Source organism: Marinobacter salinexigens, from assembly GCF_008370345.1.
GTDB lineage: Bacteria > Pseudomonadota > Gammaproteobacteria > Pseudomonadales > Oleiphilaceae > Marinobacter > Marinobacter salinexigens.
Genome location: NZ_VTUU01000002.1, coordinates 531,095 through 548,043, shown reverse-complemented (window position 1 = coordinate 548,043; position 16,949 = coordinate 531,095). Strand labels below are relative to the sequence as shown.

Genomic DNA, 16,949 nt, shown 5'->3' with positions numbered 1-16,949 from the left:
AAGCAGAACCGAGGCTCAGAGTTGGCCCAAAACCGGAGTATTGACCTCTACATCGCCATTCTGACCACGATGCCGGAGGTAATGGTCCATCAACACGATGGCCATCATGGCCTCGGCAATGGGTGTTGCACGAATTCCAACGCAAGGGTCGTGGCGTCCGGTGGTAATCACCTCAACCGGATTACCATCGACATCAATAGCCCGGCCAGGCAACCGAAGACTGGAAGTCGGCTTCAGTGCAATGCTGGCCACAATCGGTTGGCCAGATGAAATGCCCCCCAAAACGCCGCCGGCGTTATTGGACAGGAATCCCTCAGGCGTCATTTCATCCCTGTGCTCAGTACCCTTCTGTTCAATCGAATCGAACCCGGCTCCGATCTCAACACCTTTGACTGCGTTAATACTCATCAGTGCATGGGCAAGGTCCGCATCAAGCCGGTCAAAAATCGGCTCCCCCAGCCCGGGAGGCACGCCGTCCGCAATAACATTGATGCGGGCACCAATGGAATCGCCTTCCTTCCGGAGTGCGTCCATATAGGCTTCCATCTCAGGAACCTTGTCAGCATCAGGGCAAAAGAACGGGTTTTCCATGACCTGGTCCCAATCAAGCTTTTCAGCTTTCACCGGGCCCAACTGAGACAGATAACCGCGAACCTGAATTCCCAGCCGTTCAGCAAGGAACTTCTTCGCTACAGCACCTGCGGCAACTCGCATAGCCGTTTCGCGGGCTGACGAACGGCCGCCGCCACGGTAGTCCCGAATGCCGTACTTGTGCATGTAGGTGTAATCGGCATGGGCAGGACGGAATTGTCCGGCAATTTTCGAATAGTCCTTGGAGCGCTGGTCTGTATTCTCGATCAGAAGACCAATCGGGGTTCCGGTGGTCTTGCCTTCGAATACACCAGACAGGATACGAACCTCATCGGCTTCACGGCGCTGGGTTGTATGGCGGGACGTGCCAGGTTTACGCCGATCCAGATCTTTCTGCAAATCAGCTTCAGTAAGCTCAAGTCCCGGAGGACATCCGTCAATAATGCAGCCGAGAGCCAAGCCATGGCTTTCGCCAAAGGTGGTAACAGTAAACAGTTTTCCGAACGTATTTCCAGACATTTTTCAGCCAGTTATCCAGTTTTTGTAAGAAATCAGATTAACTTCTTCCTGCCTTCCAGGCACGCAGATCTTCAGCGGTGACCATGAATACGCCGTCTCCACCACGCTCGAAATCAAGCCAGGTAAGCGGCAGGTCCGGATAGGCTTCATCCAGCGCTACCCAACTGTTACCCACTTCGACAATCAGCAAACCGCCAGGTGAAAGGTAGTCCGCCGCCTGATCAATAATACGGTGGGCGATGTCCAGACCATCATTTCCAGCGGCCAGGCCCAGCTCCGGCTCATGACGGAATTCATCCGGCATATCAGCCAGATCGCCCGCATCAACGTAGGGAGGATTGCTCACGATGACATCGTATACACCATCGATATTATCAAAGACATCGGAGCGGATGGTCGTCACCCGGTCACCCACGCCATGCAGCTCTATGTTTGACGCTGCAACGTCGAGGGCAACAGGCGATATATCGGAAATATCCACCTCAGCATCTTCGAAAACGGTTGCTGCGCCGATACCAATACAACCGCTTCCCGTGCATAGATCCAGCAAGCGGGTGACCTGCTTATCACCAAGCCACGGCTGAAGTCCTTTTTCGAGTAATTCACCGATCGGCGAGCGCGGCACCAATACACGCTCGTCCACATGGAAGGGCATTCCCATAAACCAGGCTTCACCTAGAAGGTAGGCGAGAGGAACCCGTTCCTGAATGCGGCGTTCAATACGCTCATGAATCAACTGACGTTCTTCCCGCACCAGCCGGGCATCCAGAAACAAAGTGTTGTTTTCCAGCGGCAACTTCAGGGAGCGCATCACCAGTTGAACGGCTTCATCCCATACGTTATCCGTTCCGTGACCGTAAAACAGCGGTGAATCAGCAAACCGGGACGCCGCGTAGCGCAAATAATCCCGGACAGTGTGAAGGTCATCGATATGGCTGGTCACGAATGAAGGTTCCTGTTTCAGGGAAGTGTCAGCGCGGGATTATACGCTGTTTATGCCTCCCCCTGCAGCCTCCTCGCGGAAACCGGGAGGTTAAGTTCGATCAGACCGACAACGGCCCTGAGCTTGCCCGGTTTTTTTCGAAGCGATCCAGCGCTGCTGACATCCTGTCCCGGCCCAACTGGATCAATTCCGGTGCTTTGTGATAATCGTATGTACGGCAGGCATTCTTGGGAATATTAACCAGAAGATCGGGCGGATAACCGGCGATTTTGTACTGAATCAGGGCGCTCTGCATCGTTTCAATGGTCAGGTTCATGACATCAAACTTGCCGATTCCCAACTTGTCCCAGTCGATGGTTTCATGGTCATCATGAGCTTTTCGTTCCGGGTGGTGCGCCGCTTCTCTCTTTTGAAGTTCTTTTTTCTTCATTTCCCGGGTGATCTTTTCTTCAGGACTTTCCTCATGCTCGCCTTTCTTTCCACCCAGGGATTTCAGGTTATCCCAATCAAACCAGCGCGAAGCTTTATCCCGGAGGTTAGATACCCATTCTTCCATATCCGGACCATCGTCGGGGCTGATAAAGGCTGCATCAGGTATGCGCTGGTGGCGCTCATCCTCGCCACTGAGGTTAACCGCGACGATCAGATCGGCATGGGCTGATATAGTTGGAATGATCGGAAGAGGATTGAGCAAAGCACCGTCCACCAATACGCGTCCCTGATGAACAAGCGGCGTGACGACACCCGGAATAGCCACTGAGGCCCTGATGGCCTGATCCAGCGGACCTTCCTGAAACCAGATTTCCTTGTGACCCAGAAGATCAGTTGCAACGGCTGTGTAAGGTATGGGGAGGTCTTCAATCCGCGTATTACCCAGCATTTCCCGGACAACCGAAAAAATCTTTTCGCCTCGAATAGCCCCCAACGAACTGAAAGTGACGTCCAGTAGCTTGAGCACGTCAAACTGACCAAGGCCTGTCACCCAGTCCTTATAATCCTTCATCTTACCTGCGGCATACATCCCACCGATCAACGCTCCCATCGAGCATCCAGAGATTGCCTTGATGTCGTAACCCCGCTCAATAAGGACTTCGATAGCACCTATATGGGCGTAGCCCCGTGCACCACCGCTTCCGAGTGTAAGCGCGACCGTTTTCCTGCGTTCTGCTTTTTGGGGAGCCTGGGATTCGTGAGCGTGACCAACTGTGGCACCTGACAAATCAGCGACGTTGTTGGTCGGCATTGCAGACGGATCGGTACTGCTCTCAGCTGAAGGCTCTGCTGATTGGCTATCGTCTGATCTGGTTATTCCCATCGTTACTTACCTGGTACGTCTTGCCTGACACTTTTCGCCAGTGACTGCTTTTCCGGATCAGGGCTGCCTGATAACCGTTACTTCGACGCGGTTACCCTGTCTTTCCGGGTCAGAGAAACTGACCACAGGCCCAATCACTATCATTTTCTGCTGGTCGACCCGGACACCGCTTTTTTCAAGTACTTCCAACAAGGATCGCGCAGCTCTGTCAGCGTTTACCATTGATTCTTCAAACGTCTGGCCCGCTTCCAACTCAGCAAAAGCCGTGAGAACCACCGTATTGGCACCTTCTCCAGCCCATTCCCTGATTCTACGCCGGTCAGTAGCGGTCCAGTCAAACCGGTAGGTCACGCCACCCTGCCAGTGCACAATCACAGGGCCAAGGATTCGGTCCTGACCATTATCCATTCCCGGAACACTTGCACCGGTCGCAACCTGGAGCCGTTCCACCCAGACATACTCTCTGAGATTACCGCGGGTTACGGTATAGACCGACGTCAGTATGATGCCGCCATCGGGTGCCCGAGCCCCGGCAACCAGATAGTCCTGGGTACCGTCGCGGCCATAGAGCTCCCTCTGCCCAAACACCTGGTTTGCCCACACGTTACTGCGTCCACAACGGATACCAGCACACTCAAACAGTATCGAAGCGCCCTCTGCCTGTAGCAACTTCACGTAGTGATCACGCGCTTCCTGACGGTTGGAATCTTTCGATATTTCATACAGCTGCCCCTGCCCCGACACAGGCAGACGAGCCATGGTTTCAGAACGGATTTCACTGTTAACCTCCCTGACCGGACTGAAGAGCACCAGGTGTCCGGGCGAGTCTATATCCATCGTCGACTGCAAAGAGGATTGAGGGAATGGCTCAGGCAGGGCCACCGCAGCAACCAAAACCCCACCGGGCTGGGCTGCCAGCAGTGCTGCCACACACCATAGTCCAAAACGACGGAACGGGTTATTAATCATTGGAGAGAAACGTCCTGATCGCTTCGATAGAAGGCGCGGTGTTTCCATCAAGGTGGCAGTGGTGTCCACCGGGGACATTGGCTATTTCCAAATGGGGGATAGCATCAGCACGGGCGTCCAATCCTTCCCGATAGGACAATAGCCCCTCTTCAGCCCTCACGAACAACGTGGGAGTCTGAAGAGCTTTCAAGGATGCATAGACCTGTTCTTCAGTCATCATCAATGGTGAAGGATGCCTGAGACGGGAATCCGTTCGCCAAACGAACCCATCAGCCTTCCGTTTCATATTGCGGGGAATGAGCGTCAGCGCCGCTTCAGGACTGAGTGGACTCAATCCACCTTCCCTCGCTTTCGCCGCTGTTTCGACATCCGGATAGACAACCTGGCGACCGGACCCGGAAATCCGCTTACGGATCGACTTTCGAAGCTGAGGAATAGTTTCTGACACCGGCCGACTGATCGCTCCGAGGCTGTCGATCATCACCAGCTTTCGTACATTTTCAGGGAATGCAGCAGCATACAAGGCACTCACAATCCCCCCAAGCGAGTGCCCTACGAGATCAACCGGCGTTGGGTCAACCTCATGGATATGTTCCTCAATCAGCTCGGCAAGATCGGCAACATAGTCCATCAGCTGGTAACTTTGCCCCGCAGGACGGTGGCCCGAATGCCCGTGCCCGGCCATGTCGATAGCATGAACGTCGCATTGCTCTGTCAGCTGAGGCGCAAGCTTTGCAAAGGTGAGACTGTTGTCGAGCCAGCCATGGAGCATCAGCAATGGTCGCCCGGCTGGGCGGGTGGCGTTCTGTCCCTGCCAGGTCAGACCGGACAGGGTTATATTCCGAAGCGGCCATTCAGTTTCCCGGAAACCGCTCGGGGCATCAACGTCATTGGCAGGTGTGGACATCGAATTCATACCGCAACCTTGCCTTACATAGTGTGGGTGGGGCGATCGGAACTCAGGGAGCCGGCAAGATAGGATTCAATTTTGGTTCGGGCGGATTCATCATCGCCGTTGAACTGAACACCAATGCCCGCGGCCCGGTTACCCTGGGCTCCCTTGGGGGTGATCCAGATAACTTTACCAGCCACTGGTATTTTTTCAGGCTCATCCATAAGGTTCAGAAGGAGGAACACTTCATCGCCGAGCTGGTACTGTTTCTGCGTTGGTATGAACAGTCCACCCTGGCGAATGTAGGGCATGTATGCCGCGTACAAAACTGCCTTATCCTTGATGGTCAGAGTCAGTATGCCACTCCGTGCGCCAAATCCGGGGCCCATAATTCACACCTTTTGGTTATCTTGCTGCCGAGATTCCTACTCAGGAAAAATCCTGTCTTTTCGCAATCATAGCAGTAGTTGAATGAAATAACGCAATGCCTGCGTCTTTTGCTTCAGGCAGACCGGCGCTTGACCGGCATTAATCTCTGCCACGCAATCAGCAACCGGCTCGCTTCCAGCTCAGGGTTGGCATTGTAGACGCCAGCCTCCCGGGATTGCTTCACAAGGTCCAGCAACTCATGGGCTCGCCATGGCGGGTTCCTTGCCGCCAGAAACGAGAGCATTTCACCGGCTTCTGTGTCGACGGCCTGACCTCCTGCGGCGAGACGGGCAAGATCGGCAGACCAGCCTTCAAACAGCCAGAGACTATCCTCCAGGCCCAAAGCCTTGAACGATTTTGCTGCTTCGCCGACGGGAATCTGCCCCTTCATGAATTGCTTGAAACGCTCGAACGCTTCGTCACGCAACGAAATGAATTCACCTGTCGCATATTCCAGTGCGAGCCTTGGCGCATTGCCCGAAAGCATCAGCGCCTTAGCTAACACTTCAGCAGATGGCCTGTCTGCGTCTTCGAGCAGCGATACCCTATCGACAAGCCAGCGATTCGCCTGATCCTGGCTCGGCATGGGTATCGTCAGGGTCTGACAGCGGGAACGAATCGTAGGCAATAGCGGCCGGCCACTTTCCTGCAATAGCAGCAGGGTGACATCCGGCAACGGCTCCTCCAGCGTCTTCAGCAACGCATTGGCTGCGTTGATATTCAACTGATCGCCCCGGTCGATAATCGCGACTTTATGATGGCCCACCTGGGGCGAGGCAACCGCAAACGATGTCAGCGCCCTCACCTGATCGACCTTCACCATACGGGACTTTTCCGGAGCGTAAATCCTCAGATCTGGATGGCTGGAGGCAGCCAGCAATTCGCACTGTTTGCAACGGCCGCAGGCGATCGGTTCGCCCTGCGCCTTATACTCGGGAGATTCGCAAAGCAACAGCCCTGCTACCGTTTCTGCCCATGCCCGCTTTCCTACACCACGCTCACCGGTCACAATTAATGCGTGAGGTAACCTGTCTTCGGCATATCGTTGCTGAACCTGGGTCCAGGCCTGCGTTAGCCAGGGCATTTCTAGGGCAATGTCGGTCACGAACGGGTTCCTGTTTTACGGTTCTTCTGCTGCGAACGCCGGAGTTGCTTCTTCATCGTGGCCAGTAGTCGGCGCAATCGCTTCAGATCAGCGGCCGCAGTTTTGGAAGGCGAAGCACTATAGTAATGGCTGTTGACCATCCGGGCAAAACGACGGGCTGAATCAGCCGCTGCTGGCCGGGCTTCGGCAAACCGCTCAGCCAGTACAGAGGGTGTCTCTCCGGAACGCACCGGAACACCGTTGCCAACACAGAGCATATGCCAGCCCTCGACCGTCTTCCGGAACGCATCATACCTAACGCCACGGCGCATCTGCCACGCAGACACCAATCCGGCGAGAAGCAGCCCGCCCCCGACAACAGCCGCCGTTAGATAGCCCAACTCTTTCATCCCGAACCGGCCGGGCAGACGGGACATAAGATCCATCTGGCTTTGCCCCTGGTACCCTACAACCCAGCGCTGCCATTGATAGTTCATACGATCCAGCTGAAGACTGGCCCACTGGATCAACCGAACATCACCGTACCGCTGGGGTGATGCCCAATCTTCCTCAAGAAAAGAACCTTCGTTTGCAACCGCTTCCCGAAGACCGGACTCTATTCGTTGCGGTGCGATAGCAGCCGTTGGATCGATACGTACCCATCCCCGGCCTTCAATCCAGGCTTCAACCCAGGCATGGGCATCATACTGACGGACAATAAGGTATTCCCCGCCTGCACCGGGTTCACCGCCCTGATAACCGGCAACAATACGTGAAGGAATACCAGCAGCCCGGAGCACAAACGTCGTAGCCCCGGCATAATGGGCACAGAACCCCTTTTTCTCATCAAACAGCAGGGTGTCGATACCGTTTTCGGCCATTGCCGGCGGCCGCAGGGTATAGAAATATTCCTGATCCCGGAAACGGCTGAGCATCGCGCGGATAACACCTTCGGCGTCGTTCTGCTCTTTTAACGAACGTCCCAGTTGACGGGCACGGGGGTTGCCGCTGACCGGAAGCTGAAGATAGCGTCGCGTTTCCAGCGCTGAAAGCTCATCAGCCGGACTACCTTGTGAGACCTCCTCCCGGGCGAGACGATACCGGACCGCCGTATCAGCCGGGCGACGGAACCTGAAAAGATCATCGTCCTGCTCGATGACATTGCCGGACACGGCCCTTGAGTTCTCAAGGCCGAACGCCCAGCGCTGATCGGTCGGTTCCATAAGGACATCGTATTCTCGCGCGCCCAGGTCGCCGATGCCGCCATCGAGATCAACTTTTCCCGGCGGACGGTAGGATTCGAAGCCGGATTGTTTCCAGGTTTCACTGTCGAGGTAGTCAAGTACCAAACCTCGCCAATAACGATCGCGGTAGGCTGGAAGTTCACCGCCAAAGGTCACGCGAAACGCTCGCTCACTGCTCTGCGCAAGATTCGAAATGTCCCCGGGGCGCATTGAGTCACTGATACCGGTTCGCGCCTGGCCAGACACCAGCGGTACGCTCCACAAAGGCGCAATCCTGGGAAAGAACAAAAACAGCAGTATCACAATCGGCAGCGTTTTGAGTAAAAGAAGCCCCAATCGTTTCCAGCCTGATCTCATGTTCGCAGGGAGATCCGGTGCATTCAGCACTTGCAGGCCTACGAGAAGACAAGCTACCCCCGCGAGGTTGACCAGGGTCCAGAGAATCTCCTGCCGGAACAGGAAGTTGACAGTAGCCAGATAGATCACGATAAACAGCAGAACATAAAAGTCCCGACTGCTACGGGTTTCGAGCCATTTGAGTCCTACAGCCAATACAAAGAAAGAGGCGGCAGTATCGACGGTAAACCGGCCACTGACGGTTGCGACATACACCGAGATCAATAGCAGCATGATAGCCGTGCGAAGCAGCCTGCCCGGCAACCGGACCCGACCATACTGAGCCAGCCAGCGCCAGCCCGCCAGAACGCCACAGGCAGCCAGCAGCCAGATCGGCAATCGATCCCATTGCGGTATTAACAACAGCGCGAAACTGGCAACCAGCCAGGCCAACGCCCTTGAAGGGATAGCGGCGACGGACGCAGTGTCCGAAGGTGAGTCCCCCATAATACGGCTTAACAAACTCATGCGCTCTGGCTGTCCATTGGGTGCGTCAGGTCCTGGTCACTGCGTGTACCATGGGGTTCAGGTAGCGTTTCCCGGGGTGGTTCTTCACCCCAAACTGCCAGTGCTCTCATGCAGCGTTGGGCGTGGGAAGCCCCAGAATCCGGGTCAATGGCCCTGCCCGGCAAATTCAGTCCATAACGACCGCCCCGCTTCTCCCGTTCACCAACAAGGTAAGCCAGGTAACCCAGCCGCATTTCGTGATCTGTGCCGGGAAAGGCATCGAAGTCCAGCCAGTGAGGACTTCCCTGTTCACCTTCCCAGTCTGCAACCACCATCTGGCCACTACGGGCGTATCGTTTCCACATTACACGCTGGCTCATATCCCCTTCCCGCCAGGGACGCAAATCAGCGTGATCATTCCCCTCGACTGAACGAACATTGTCGGCATCAGAACCGTCTGGCACCGAGCTTAGAACATCCGGTGCAGCCAATGGCCGCGGAAATGCAATGCCCGCCGATGCCGGTCGCATCCAGGACCAGGCTTTAAGGAGACCAAAGGGAAAACGCGTTTCGATGCGTATACGATCGGGGCGTAAATAGCCACGGTAGGCGGAAGGCACCGGAATCACTACGTCGGTGGCCTGACCAGCGCTTATATGAATCGGTGCCAACACGGAGTCATCTACCGATAAACGCACAGCAACCGCATCGTTCGGGCCCGCAGTTGCGCGGAATCGGAAGGGAATATCCTCACCGGCAACCCCCTCTCCAGGCTGAAGGAGCGTCAATTCCAGGCCGGAAAGGTTGCGATGAGTTTGGTGCATGGCCCCGACAAATACAGCGCCCAGCAGGAAGGTGATCAGATAAATCAGGCTGTTCTGATAGTTGATACCGGTAATCAGCATAACCATCAGCAAAATCCCGAACACTACGCCCGCACCGGTTGGCAGGATAAACACGTTTTTCTGATTGAGCAGTTGGTTATCCGAACGGGGGATTCTGCGATGCACCCACTGTTGCCACCGAGAACGAAGTTGGCTGATCATCCTGCCTGTCCCTCTACCTGTCCCTCTACCTGTCCCTGCATGCGCCTGTATGCACCTGTGAAATACTGACATTGAGGCCCGTAAGGCCATAAAAAGTTCCGCGAATATACCTTTTTCTTCAGGCTTTATTAACGACGGTAACGCCATACCCTGGCAATCGCGGATATCGGTCACAATTACCAGCGTAGTACCTTGAAAAACTGTCGGACAAACCGAATACTCGATGATAGGAGCGATCTGACCTCAGGAACGCTGCCACGAACCAACGATGAAAAGGTCTCGCCATGAAACGCCGACTGTCACTCACCGCTGCAATAACCGGGATAGCCCTGTCCAGCCCAGCTTTCTCTGGGGTGCAAACACTGACGTCGGACGAAATGGTAGAAACCTACGTCAAGGATTCTGCCGTTATCATCGTACCGAAAGAACGCCAGAAATCCGAAGCAGACCGAAAGCGCATTCTCCGCTCGCTCACCATATCACCCGGGGAGCCCGTCATAACCGAAGCTGAAGAAGAAGCCTACCGAGAAGCTCTGCAGCGGTATATGGAAGAAGGACGCGAGGATGGTCTGCAAAGTGCGGAAGACGAGTTCCTTCGACGTGCGCTGCTGTTGCCAATAGACGAGATAGCCAAAGCCCAGCCTCCAGCAGAATTTACGCCGACCATCCCACCGATTATTTATGGGCAGCAGGCTGAAATACCCGACGAACCATTTACTCAGACCTTCCTGAACGATCAGTTGAGCGTCGGGTTCGATGGGCAGAATCTCAACTTCTCGATCGGCAACCCACCGGGCATCGATCAGATCCAGATTCCGCAGGCCATCAATGAAGGTCCGATCAGTCTTACGCCACGCCCCGGTGGTGGTTTTGATCTTTCTATTGCCGTTCCCGATCAGTAATTTTTTCATCGTTATAACAAAACGGCAGCCTTCAAGCTGCCGTTTTTTTTGGGTCAGACAACGTTTCAACCCAAACAAAAATGCCCCGCCAAGGCGGGGCATTTCAACACGTCTGGTGTCAGGTCAGATTAGTGACCGTAGACAGCCAGCTTGGTGTCGGTTACAGCCAGGTTGTCGATGGCGATGGAACCGATGGAAGTACCGCCGATTTCAACTGCACCGATGGACATATCCATGTAAACGTTGTTTACGTCGATACGCAGAACGTCGGTAACAGGAGTTGCACCGCCCAGACCTGAACCTTTGTAAACGTCGAGGTTAACGTTAGCAAATGTAGTCATGACTGCTTCTTGCTGCGGAGTCAACGCGCCACCAAACTCGGCAGCACCATCGTCAATGGTCTGGCCATCGCCATCATAGTCAAAGTTAGTGCCAGCGCCGGTGATTACCATGTCGCGAACACCAATACCCAGGAATTCAACATCAAAGTCCATATCCACAACGTTGAAGGCAGCTGCGATGTTCAGGTGGTCAGTAGCGGTATCAACAGAAATATCGAGTTGAGCCAGGTTACCAAAGCCACTCATGTTTGAGATCAGAGTCGTGCTGTCGCTACCGGTAGCGCCTGCAAGAAGTTGCATGGAACCTACAGTTACACCCCAATCAATCGGGTTACCGTCAAGGGTGCCAACGTGGATGATCGCATCACCATCGTCAGCAACGTCGATATCAATTTTCAGCTGATCCAACAAGTCAGTGTAGCCGGCCGCCGCGCCAGCGGCTGTAACACCAGCACCACCGAGAACCAAGTCGTTCACAGCGAATGAGCCTTCATCGGTGTACTTGAACTGACCGATGCTAACTTTGGTTTCCAGCTCGATGGTCACACCAGCCTGACCGGTGACGTTACCCATCGCACTGTCGTCCAGAGCTTTCAGGTCAGCGTTGGCTGCAAAAGGAGCGGCAGCGATTGCGGTTGCAAGAGCAATTTTCTTCAGGCCTTTCATTCTTATCTCCTTATAAACTCTTTTGTTCTTATCTGAGTCTTTTTGGTTTTGTTGTGGAATTCGCGACTCCACGATTCCATTTAAGATTGTTTTACAGCCCTAGTCCGTGACTCTGCTCACAGTTCTTTACCGGTTGGTAACAAGCTGAAACAAACCGCGACCACTTCTCAATTCAGCTGTGATTTCCCGCCGCTCCCGGTTTCTCGTCATAGAACATCTGAAAAGGCTTTTCACTGTTTACCGCCCGGGAGTAACTCACTGTTCCGCCTTTCACCTCATACGGAATCACCTTATTACCGGAGATACCCAGCCGGTGTTCATGCTCGATAACCAGCGCCTGCTCATCACTCCCCTCATTCACTTTGCCGGTATAAAGAATGGCGGCCGCGTTGACTTTCCCCCGGCGGGCGATGGATTTGAGCGCTGCGCGGTACATCAGAATACGAAGCTGGGCCGGCGCCTCACCCGCCTGGTCATCTATATTGATCCGTTTGACCGTTTCACCATCATCCATCAACATCCAGGCAGCAGGCATATTCGGTGTATCGTCAGTCAGGGTTTCCGAATACTGCTTAGTGGCCTCTTCGATGAGATGAACCAGTTGCTGCTGTCCGGCAACAGCATACTGAGCGAGCTCTTCCTTGGTCAGTTTTCCGTCGGAGATCACCGAATTCTCCGGTACTTTTACTGCAATACTGTCTTCTGCCACTGCAATGGACGAAAACCCCAGCGCGGTCATAAACGTAGCACAGATGAAGGAAGCTTTAAGGTTAGCCATGTTGTTATTCCTGTTTTATTGTCATTGATTTCCCACGCGATACGGGACCAACTCGGGTAAAATACCGGGCTCCTTTTATTAGATCAGCGTCACTCAGCGGCCGACAACGGCCTTTTTGTGGGCTGTTTATCATTCCTCCAAAATTTCATGAGGACACCTTGAGCGCGCCGTTCCATCAGCCAATTTCCCTTGAGACCTACCAGCATTTGCTGGCCCACGCTTCATCTGAGCCGGATTTTGTGTACATCGGAAGCGTTGGCGAAGGACAAGGCCGAGGGAAACTCTGTGGGTTTTCAGCCCACGCAGAGGCTTCTATTGTTCGGGAAGCGAGTGTCAACGGAATACTGGACACGGACCAGCTTGCCAGCGAAATGGAAGCTCAGGTTGCCGCTTTCAAGGTGCCAGCTGACGACTACCTTACAGGTGGCTGGATCGGGTATATCAGCTATGAACTGGGCTATGTAAGAGAAAAAAAGTTAAGTGGGCTGTGCCCAACGATCGATGCTCCGCTGATTTCAGCTGGTTTTTATCTCTGGTCCGCCAGCTATAACCGTGAAACGGGCACCCACTATCTTTGGATACACCCCCGCTGCCCTGCTTCGACCAGGGAAAAAATAGAGCACTGGCTTGTCTCTGACACATCCCTTGATGGCGCATGCAATACGCTCCATGCCTCAGGTGATTGGCGAATGGTGTCACCATTTCAACCCAGGCAGAAACCCTCAGAATTCCGAGATAGCGTTGAGCGTATTCGTGATTACATCGATGCCGGGGACTGCTACCAGGCCAATCTGTCCCAGGAATTTTCAGGCCGATATGACGGAGACCCCTGGCAGGCTTTCAAGGCGCTTTCCGAGGCAAATCCCACGCCCTATAGCGCATTTGTCCGGTCCGCGGAACGTTCCGTCCTATCCATATCGCCAGAGCGATTTCTGGACATCAGAGCTGGCATCGTAAAAACCAGCCCCATCAAAGGCACGCGCCCAAGGGGCAAAACCCCTGAAGAAGATCGACGCCTGGCGGGCGAGCTTCTCTCCTCCGAGAAGGACAGGGCGGAAAACCTGATGATTGTGGATCTGTTGCGGAATGACCTCAGCCTCAACGCTGCCACCGCATCCGTCACGGTCGATCAATTATTTGCCCTGGAGTCATACCGGAACGTACACCATCTCGTCAGCCACATCCGTGCCGAATTGGCAGAAGGTGTTACTCCCATGAAAGCGCTGTTCGACGCTTTTCCGGGGGGCTCTATCACCGGAGCACCCAAAATCCGGGCGATGGAGATCATCCGTGAACTCGAACCCCACTGGCGAGGCCCTTATTGCGGTTCGGTCTTTTACCGCGGATTGGATGGCACCCTGGACAGCAACATCGCTATACGCACCTTATTCTGCGACGGACATGGCACGATCCGATGCTGGGGAGGTGGAGGTATCGTTGCGGATTCGGAACCAGAGTCGGAGTACCAGGAGACCCTGGCAAAGGTTGGTTCACTCATGAAGTTTCTGGAAGAGCTATAGTCCGGAAGCAGGGCTCAACCACCACCCTGCTCCGGCTCTGTAATCAAAACAAGAGGTCCAGGTCTCAGGCGCTATGCACCGCACTAGCCTTGAGGAACTCCTGTTTCAGATCGTCAAAAGTATGCACCGCCGGGAACTGGGGAAACTCTTCGATCACGTTCTGAGGGGCATGGAACAAAATACCAGCCTCTGCCTGACCCAACATTGTCGTGTCATTGTAGGAATCACCCGCCGCAATCACCCGGTAGTTCAGCAGCTGGAAGGCGCGAACAGACTGGCGCTTGGGATCACGCTGGCGAAGCAGATAGTTGGTAATCTGGCCGTTTTCTGCCACTTCCAGCTTGTGACATAGCAGCGCCGGAAATCCCAGCTTCTTCATCAGCGGCATGGCAAATTCGTAAAAGGTATCGGAGAGAATAACCACCTGGAACCGCTCACGCAGCCAGTCCAGGAAATCGCGGGCACCTGGCAGAGGGTCCAATTCACCAATAACTTCCTGAATCTGTGGAAGACCATAGCCATGCTGGTCCAACAGGCGCAGACGTTGCTTCATCAGCACATCGTAATCAGGAATATCACGGGTAGTCGCCTTGAGTTCCTCAATACCGGTTTTCTCGGCAAATGCGATCCAGATTTCCGGGATCAATACTCCCTCAAGGTCAAGGCATGCGAGTTCCACAATGGTCTCCTGATAGACAGTTTGGTTTAGTAGGCTTATAAGCTTGATGATCAGCGCCGTATGATAAGAAAAACCGGACAGGAATGCATCGTAGAGTTTGCACGACGGTCCGACGCTATCGGTATAAAGATATAGATTGTCATTCCTTCAAGGAATGAGGCATTTAGTGTTAGCCTTCCATTACATTTCGAATAGCCACGTGATGATTATGACCGACATCCAGCAATGGCAGCAGGAACTGGCAGGCGAAAGCCCTCGCTCGATTCTCAAGGCTGCTCTCAAACAGTACGACAATATCGCTATTTCATTCAGCGGCGCTGAAGACGTCGTACTTATCGAGATGGCACACAAGCTGACGGACAACCTTCAGGTATTCACACTGGATACCGGTCGGCTGCATCCGGAAACCTACGAATTCATCGAAAAGGTGCGCAAGCACTACGGTATCGAGATCGAAGTGCTGTTCCCAGAAACCAGCGCCGTTCAGGAGCTCGTCAATCGCAAGGGACTGTTCAGCTTTTACGAAGACGGCCATTCCGAGTGCTGCGGTATCCGGAAAGTAGAACCTCTCCGACGAAAACTGGCAACCGTTGATGCCTGGATCACCGGTCAGCGTAAGGATCAGAGCCCCGGAACACGCAATGACGTACCCGTCGTTCAGGAAGATGCCACCTTTTCGAGCGGCGACAAGGCACTGATCAAATTCAATCCGCTGGCAAACTGGAGTTCGAAGGAAGTCTGGGACTACATCAGAATGTCGGAAGCGCCCTACAACGCGCTCCACGAGAAGGGTTTTATCAGTATCGGCTGCCAGCCCTGTACCCGACCGGTCCTGCCCGGACAACATGAGCGAGAAGGTCGTTGGTGGTGGGAAGAGGCGACCCAGAAAGAATGTGGGCTGCATGCAGGAAACCTGATTGCCCGGAGCTGAAAGCTCCGGGTTAAGAGATCCCTCATTGTTTACGCCCACCCTGTCAGTAGGTGGGCAGTTCCACGTCCTTGAACAGCTCTTCTATTTCTGACCGACTGCCCTGATGAGAGACCGCTTCGTCGACCTTTTCTTTGGTCAGGTGCGGAGCAAAGCGCTCGATAAAGTCATACATATAACCGCGCAGGAATGTTCCTTTCCGGAAACCGATGCGAGTGACACTTGGGCGGAACAGCTTTCTTGCGTCCAGTGCCACCAAATCCGGGTCAGCTTTCGGATCGAATGCCATGGAAGCAATGATTCCCACGCCCAGACCCAGTCGCACATAGGTCTTGATGACGTCCGCATCGGCCGCTGTAAACACGACTTTCGGTGTCAGCCCCTGGGACTGAAAAGCCTCGTCAAGCTTCGAGCGGCCAGTGAAACCGAACACATAGGTAACCAGAGGATACTCAGCAAGTTCTGGCAACGTCAGCTCGGGATTCTGGGCCAACGGATGGTCCTTGGGCACGATGACTGTCCGGTTCCACTTGTAGCACGGCATCATAATCAGGTCGTTAAACAACTCCATGGCCTCGGTGGCAATGGCGAAGTCCACCGCACCATTGGCAGCCATCTCCGAAATCTGCATGGGTGTCCCCTGATGCATATGCAGGGACACATCCGGATAGGCTTCGATAAATCCACCAATAATCGGTGGCAACGCATACCGCGCCTGGGTATGGGTAGTGGCAATACTCAGGTCGCCTTTGCGCTGGTTGCTGAATTCCTGGGCTATTTTTTTAATGCCCTCTACCCTGCGCAGGATTTCGCCGGCTTCACGTATGATAATTTCTCCACCCGGCGTTATACGGGTAAGGTGCTTGCCGCTTCGGGCAAACACTTCAAGCCCGAGTTCGTCTTCAAGAAGACGGATCTGTTTGGAGATACCGGGTTGAGAGGTAAAAAGGCTTTGAGCAGTCGCGGACACATTCAGATCGTGGTGCGCGACTTCCCAGATATAACGCAACTGTTGTAGTTTCATCGGGTTGGTTGCTCCCTGGCTTCCCGGTCACCGTCCGGAGGCATATTCATAGTGAGTCTAGGACAAGCCTGAAGAATACGCATAAAAAAAGTTTTTTTCATTTCTTTTTCGCATAGGAACACTCTCCTGATCAGTTTAGACCAAAAATGAATTTCCGCAGGCGGTGACAGAACACTTAGACGTTTCAGGCCTTGACTTGACCGCTCTATAGCAGACAATCCGGTATCGATACTTTT

16 protein-coding genes are annotated in these 16,949 nt (G+C 54.1%); 3 read left to right on the top strand and 13 right to left on the bottom strand.

Going from position 1 to position 16,949, the window contains the following annotated elements:
- Positions 1-15 precede the first annotated feature (15 nt).
- From aroC to FWJ25_RS06965, 9 genes are all read right to left on the bottom strand, one after another.
- Positions 16-1,110, bottom strand: coding sequence for a chorismate synthase (aroC, locus tag FWJ25_RS07005; protein ID WP_149599531.1), 1,095 nt, complete (start codon positions 1,108-1,110; stop codon positions 16-18).
- Positions 1,111-1,147: 37 nt separating this feature from the next.
- A complete protein-coding gene (prmB, locus tag FWJ25_RS07000) occupies positions 1,148-2,053 on the bottom strand; it encodes a 50S ribosomal protein L3 N(5)-glutamine methyltransferase (RefSeq protein ID WP_149599530.1) in 906 nt (301 codons plus the stop codon).
- Between the two features lie 100 nt (positions 2,054-2,153).
- Positions 2,154-3,362: a patatin-like phospholipase family protein gene (locus FWJ25_RS06995; RefSeq protein WP_438616558.1), complete on the bottom strand. Its 1,209-nt coding sequence runs from the start codon at positions 3,360-3,362 to the stop codon at positions 2,154-2,156.
- 63 nt (positions 3,363-3,425) lie between these two features.
- A complete protein-coding gene (locus FWJ25_RS06990; protein ID WP_149599528.1) occupies positions 3,426-4,337 on the bottom strand; it encodes a DUF4892 domain-containing protein in 912 nt (303 codons plus the stop codon).
- Positions 4,330-5,253 (bottom strand): alpha/beta fold hydrolase, encoded by a 924-nt coding sequence (locus tag FWJ25_RS06985; RefSeq protein WP_149599527.1) that lies wholly within the window; start codon positions 5,251-5,253, stop codon positions 4,330-4,332. Before FWJ25_RS06985 ends, FWJ25_RS06990 begins: the two co-directional genes overlap by 8 nt.
- 14 nt (positions 5,254-5,267) lie before the next feature.
- Entirely contained in the window at positions 5,268-5,618 is a 351-nt protein-coding gene (locus FWJ25_RS06980) for a PilZ domain-containing protein (protein ID WP_100688667.1), read from the bottom strand.
- Between the two features lie 113 nt (positions 5,619-5,731).
- On the bottom strand, positions 5,732-6,763 hold the full coding sequence (locus tag FWJ25_RS06975; RefSeq protein WP_149599526.1) for a DNA polymerase III delta subunit-related protein: 1,032 nt from the start codon (positions 6,761-6,763) through the stop codon (positions 5,732-5,734).
- Complete coding sequence (locus FWJ25_RS06970) at positions 6,760-8,850, bottom strand: transglutaminase TgpA family protein (protein WP_149599525.1); 2,091 nt, start codon at positions 8,848-8,850, stop codon at positions 6,760-6,762. Before FWJ25_RS06970 ends, FWJ25_RS06975 begins: the two co-directional genes overlap by 4 nt.
- Positions 8,847-9,875, bottom strand: a complete 1,029-nt coding sequence (locus FWJ25_RS06965) for a DUF58 domain-containing protein (RefSeq protein ID WP_149599524.1) — start codon at positions 9,873-9,875, stop codon at positions 8,847-8,849. Before FWJ25_RS06965 ends, FWJ25_RS06970 begins: the two co-directional genes overlap by 4 nt.
- A 284-nt stretch (positions 9,876-10,159) precedes the next feature.
- Between FWJ25_RS06965 and FWJ25_RS06960 the strand changes: the two genes are divergently transcribed.
- Entirely contained in the window at positions 10,160-10,777 is a 618-nt protein-coding gene (locus FWJ25_RS06960; protein ID WP_149599523.1) for a hypothetical protein, read from the top strand.
- 128 nt (positions 10,778-10,905) lie between these two features.
- On the opposite strand, the gene FWJ25_RS06955 is transcribed toward FWJ25_RS06960, so the two are convergent.
- Both FWJ25_RS06955 and FWJ25_RS06950 read right to left on the bottom strand, forming a co-directional pair.
- On the bottom strand, positions 10,906-11,784 hold the full coding sequence (locus FWJ25_RS06955) for a DUF6160 family protein (protein WP_149599522.1): 879 nt from the start codon (positions 11,782-11,784) through the stop codon (positions 10,906-10,908).
- A 172-nt stretch (positions 11,785-11,956) separates the two neighbouring features.
- Positions 11,957-12,562, bottom strand: coding sequence for a hypothetical protein (locus FWJ25_RS06950; RefSeq protein ID WP_149599521.1), 606 nt, complete (start codon positions 12,560-12,562; stop codon positions 11,957-11,959).
- A 158-nt stretch (positions 12,563-12,720) separates the two neighbouring features.
- Between FWJ25_RS06950 and pabB the strand changes: the two genes are divergently transcribed.
- Positions 12,721-14,082 (top strand): aminodeoxychorismate synthase component I, encoded by a 1,362-nt coding sequence (gene pabB, locus FWJ25_RS06945; protein ID WP_149599520.1) that lies wholly within the window; start codon positions 12,721-12,723, stop codon positions 14,080-14,082.
- A gap of 64 nt (positions 14,083-14,146) precedes the next feature.
- Here the strand turns inward: pabB and thrH are convergent, their stop codons facing one another.
- Positions 14,147-14,761, bottom strand: a complete 615-nt coding sequence (gene thrH, locus FWJ25_RS06940) for a bifunctional phosphoserine phosphatase/homoserine phosphotransferase ThrH (RefSeq protein ID WP_149599519.1) — start codon at positions 14,759-14,761, stop codon at positions 14,147-14,149.
- 208 nt (positions 14,762-14,969) lie between these two features.
- Between thrH and FWJ25_RS06935 the strand changes: the two genes are divergently transcribed.
- Complete coding sequence (locus FWJ25_RS06935; protein ID WP_149599518.1) at positions 14,970-15,692, top strand: phosphoadenylyl-sulfate reductase; 723 nt, start codon at positions 14,970-14,972, stop codon at positions 15,690-15,692.
- 43 nt (positions 15,693-15,735) lie between these two features.
- Here FWJ25_RS06935 and cysB read toward each other — a convergent pair whose 3' ends face one another.
- Entirely contained in the window at positions 15,736-16,713 is a 978-nt protein-coding gene (gene cysB, locus FWJ25_RS06930; RefSeq protein WP_149599517.1) for an HTH-type transcriptional regulator CysB, read from the bottom strand.
- Between the last annotated feature and the right edge of the window lie 236 nt (positions 16,714-16,949).

What these genes read in the sequence shown, in the direction of transcription:
- FWJ25_RS06950 (WP_149599521.1), bottom strand. Translation starts at nt 12,562, where the DNA reads ATGGCTAACCTTAAAGCTTCCTTCATCTGTGCTACGTTTATGACCGCG.
- FWJ25_RS06970 (WP_149599525.1), bottom strand. Translation starts at nt 8,850, where the DNA reads ATGAGTTTGTTAAGCCGTATTATGGGGGACTCACCTTCGGACACTGCG.
- cysB (WP_149599517.1), bottom strand. Translation starts at nt 16,713, where the DNA reads ATGAAACTACAACAGTTGCGTTATATCTGGGAAGTCGCGCACCACGAT.
- FWJ25_RS06960 (WP_149599523.1), top strand. Translation starts at nt 10,160, where the DNA reads ATGAAACGCCGACTGTCACTCACCGCTGCAATAACCGGGATAGCCCTG.
- FWJ25_RS06985 (WP_149599527.1), bottom strand. Translation starts at nt 5,253, where the DNA reads ATGAATTCGATGTCCACACCTGCCAATGACGTTGATGCCCCGAGCGGT.
- FWJ25_RS06965 (WP_149599524.1), bottom strand. Translation starts at nt 9,875, where the DNA reads ATGATCAGCCAACTTCGTTCTCGGTGGCAACAGTGGGTGCATCGCAGA.
- FWJ25_RS06935 (WP_149599518.1), top strand. Translation starts at nt 14,970, where the DNA reads ATGACCGACATCCAGCAATGGCAGCAGGAACTGGCAGGCGAAAGCCCT.
- FWJ25_RS06990 (WP_149599528.1), bottom strand. Translation starts at nt 4,337, where the DNA reads ATGATTAATAACCCGTTCCGTCGTTTTGGACTATGGTGTGTGGCAGCA.
- FWJ25_RS06955 (WP_149599522.1), bottom strand. Translation starts at nt 11,784, where the DNA reads ATGAAAGGCCTGAAGAAAATTGCTCTTGCAACCGCAATCGCTGCCGCT.
- FWJ25_RS06980 (WP_100688667.1), bottom strand. Translation starts at nt 5,618, where the DNA reads ATGGGCCCCGGATTTGGCGCACGGAGTGGCATACTGACTCTGACCATC.
- aroC (WP_149599531.1), bottom strand. Translation starts at nt 1,110, where the DNA reads ATGTCTGGAAATACGTTCGGAAAACTGTTTACTGTTACCACCTTTGGC.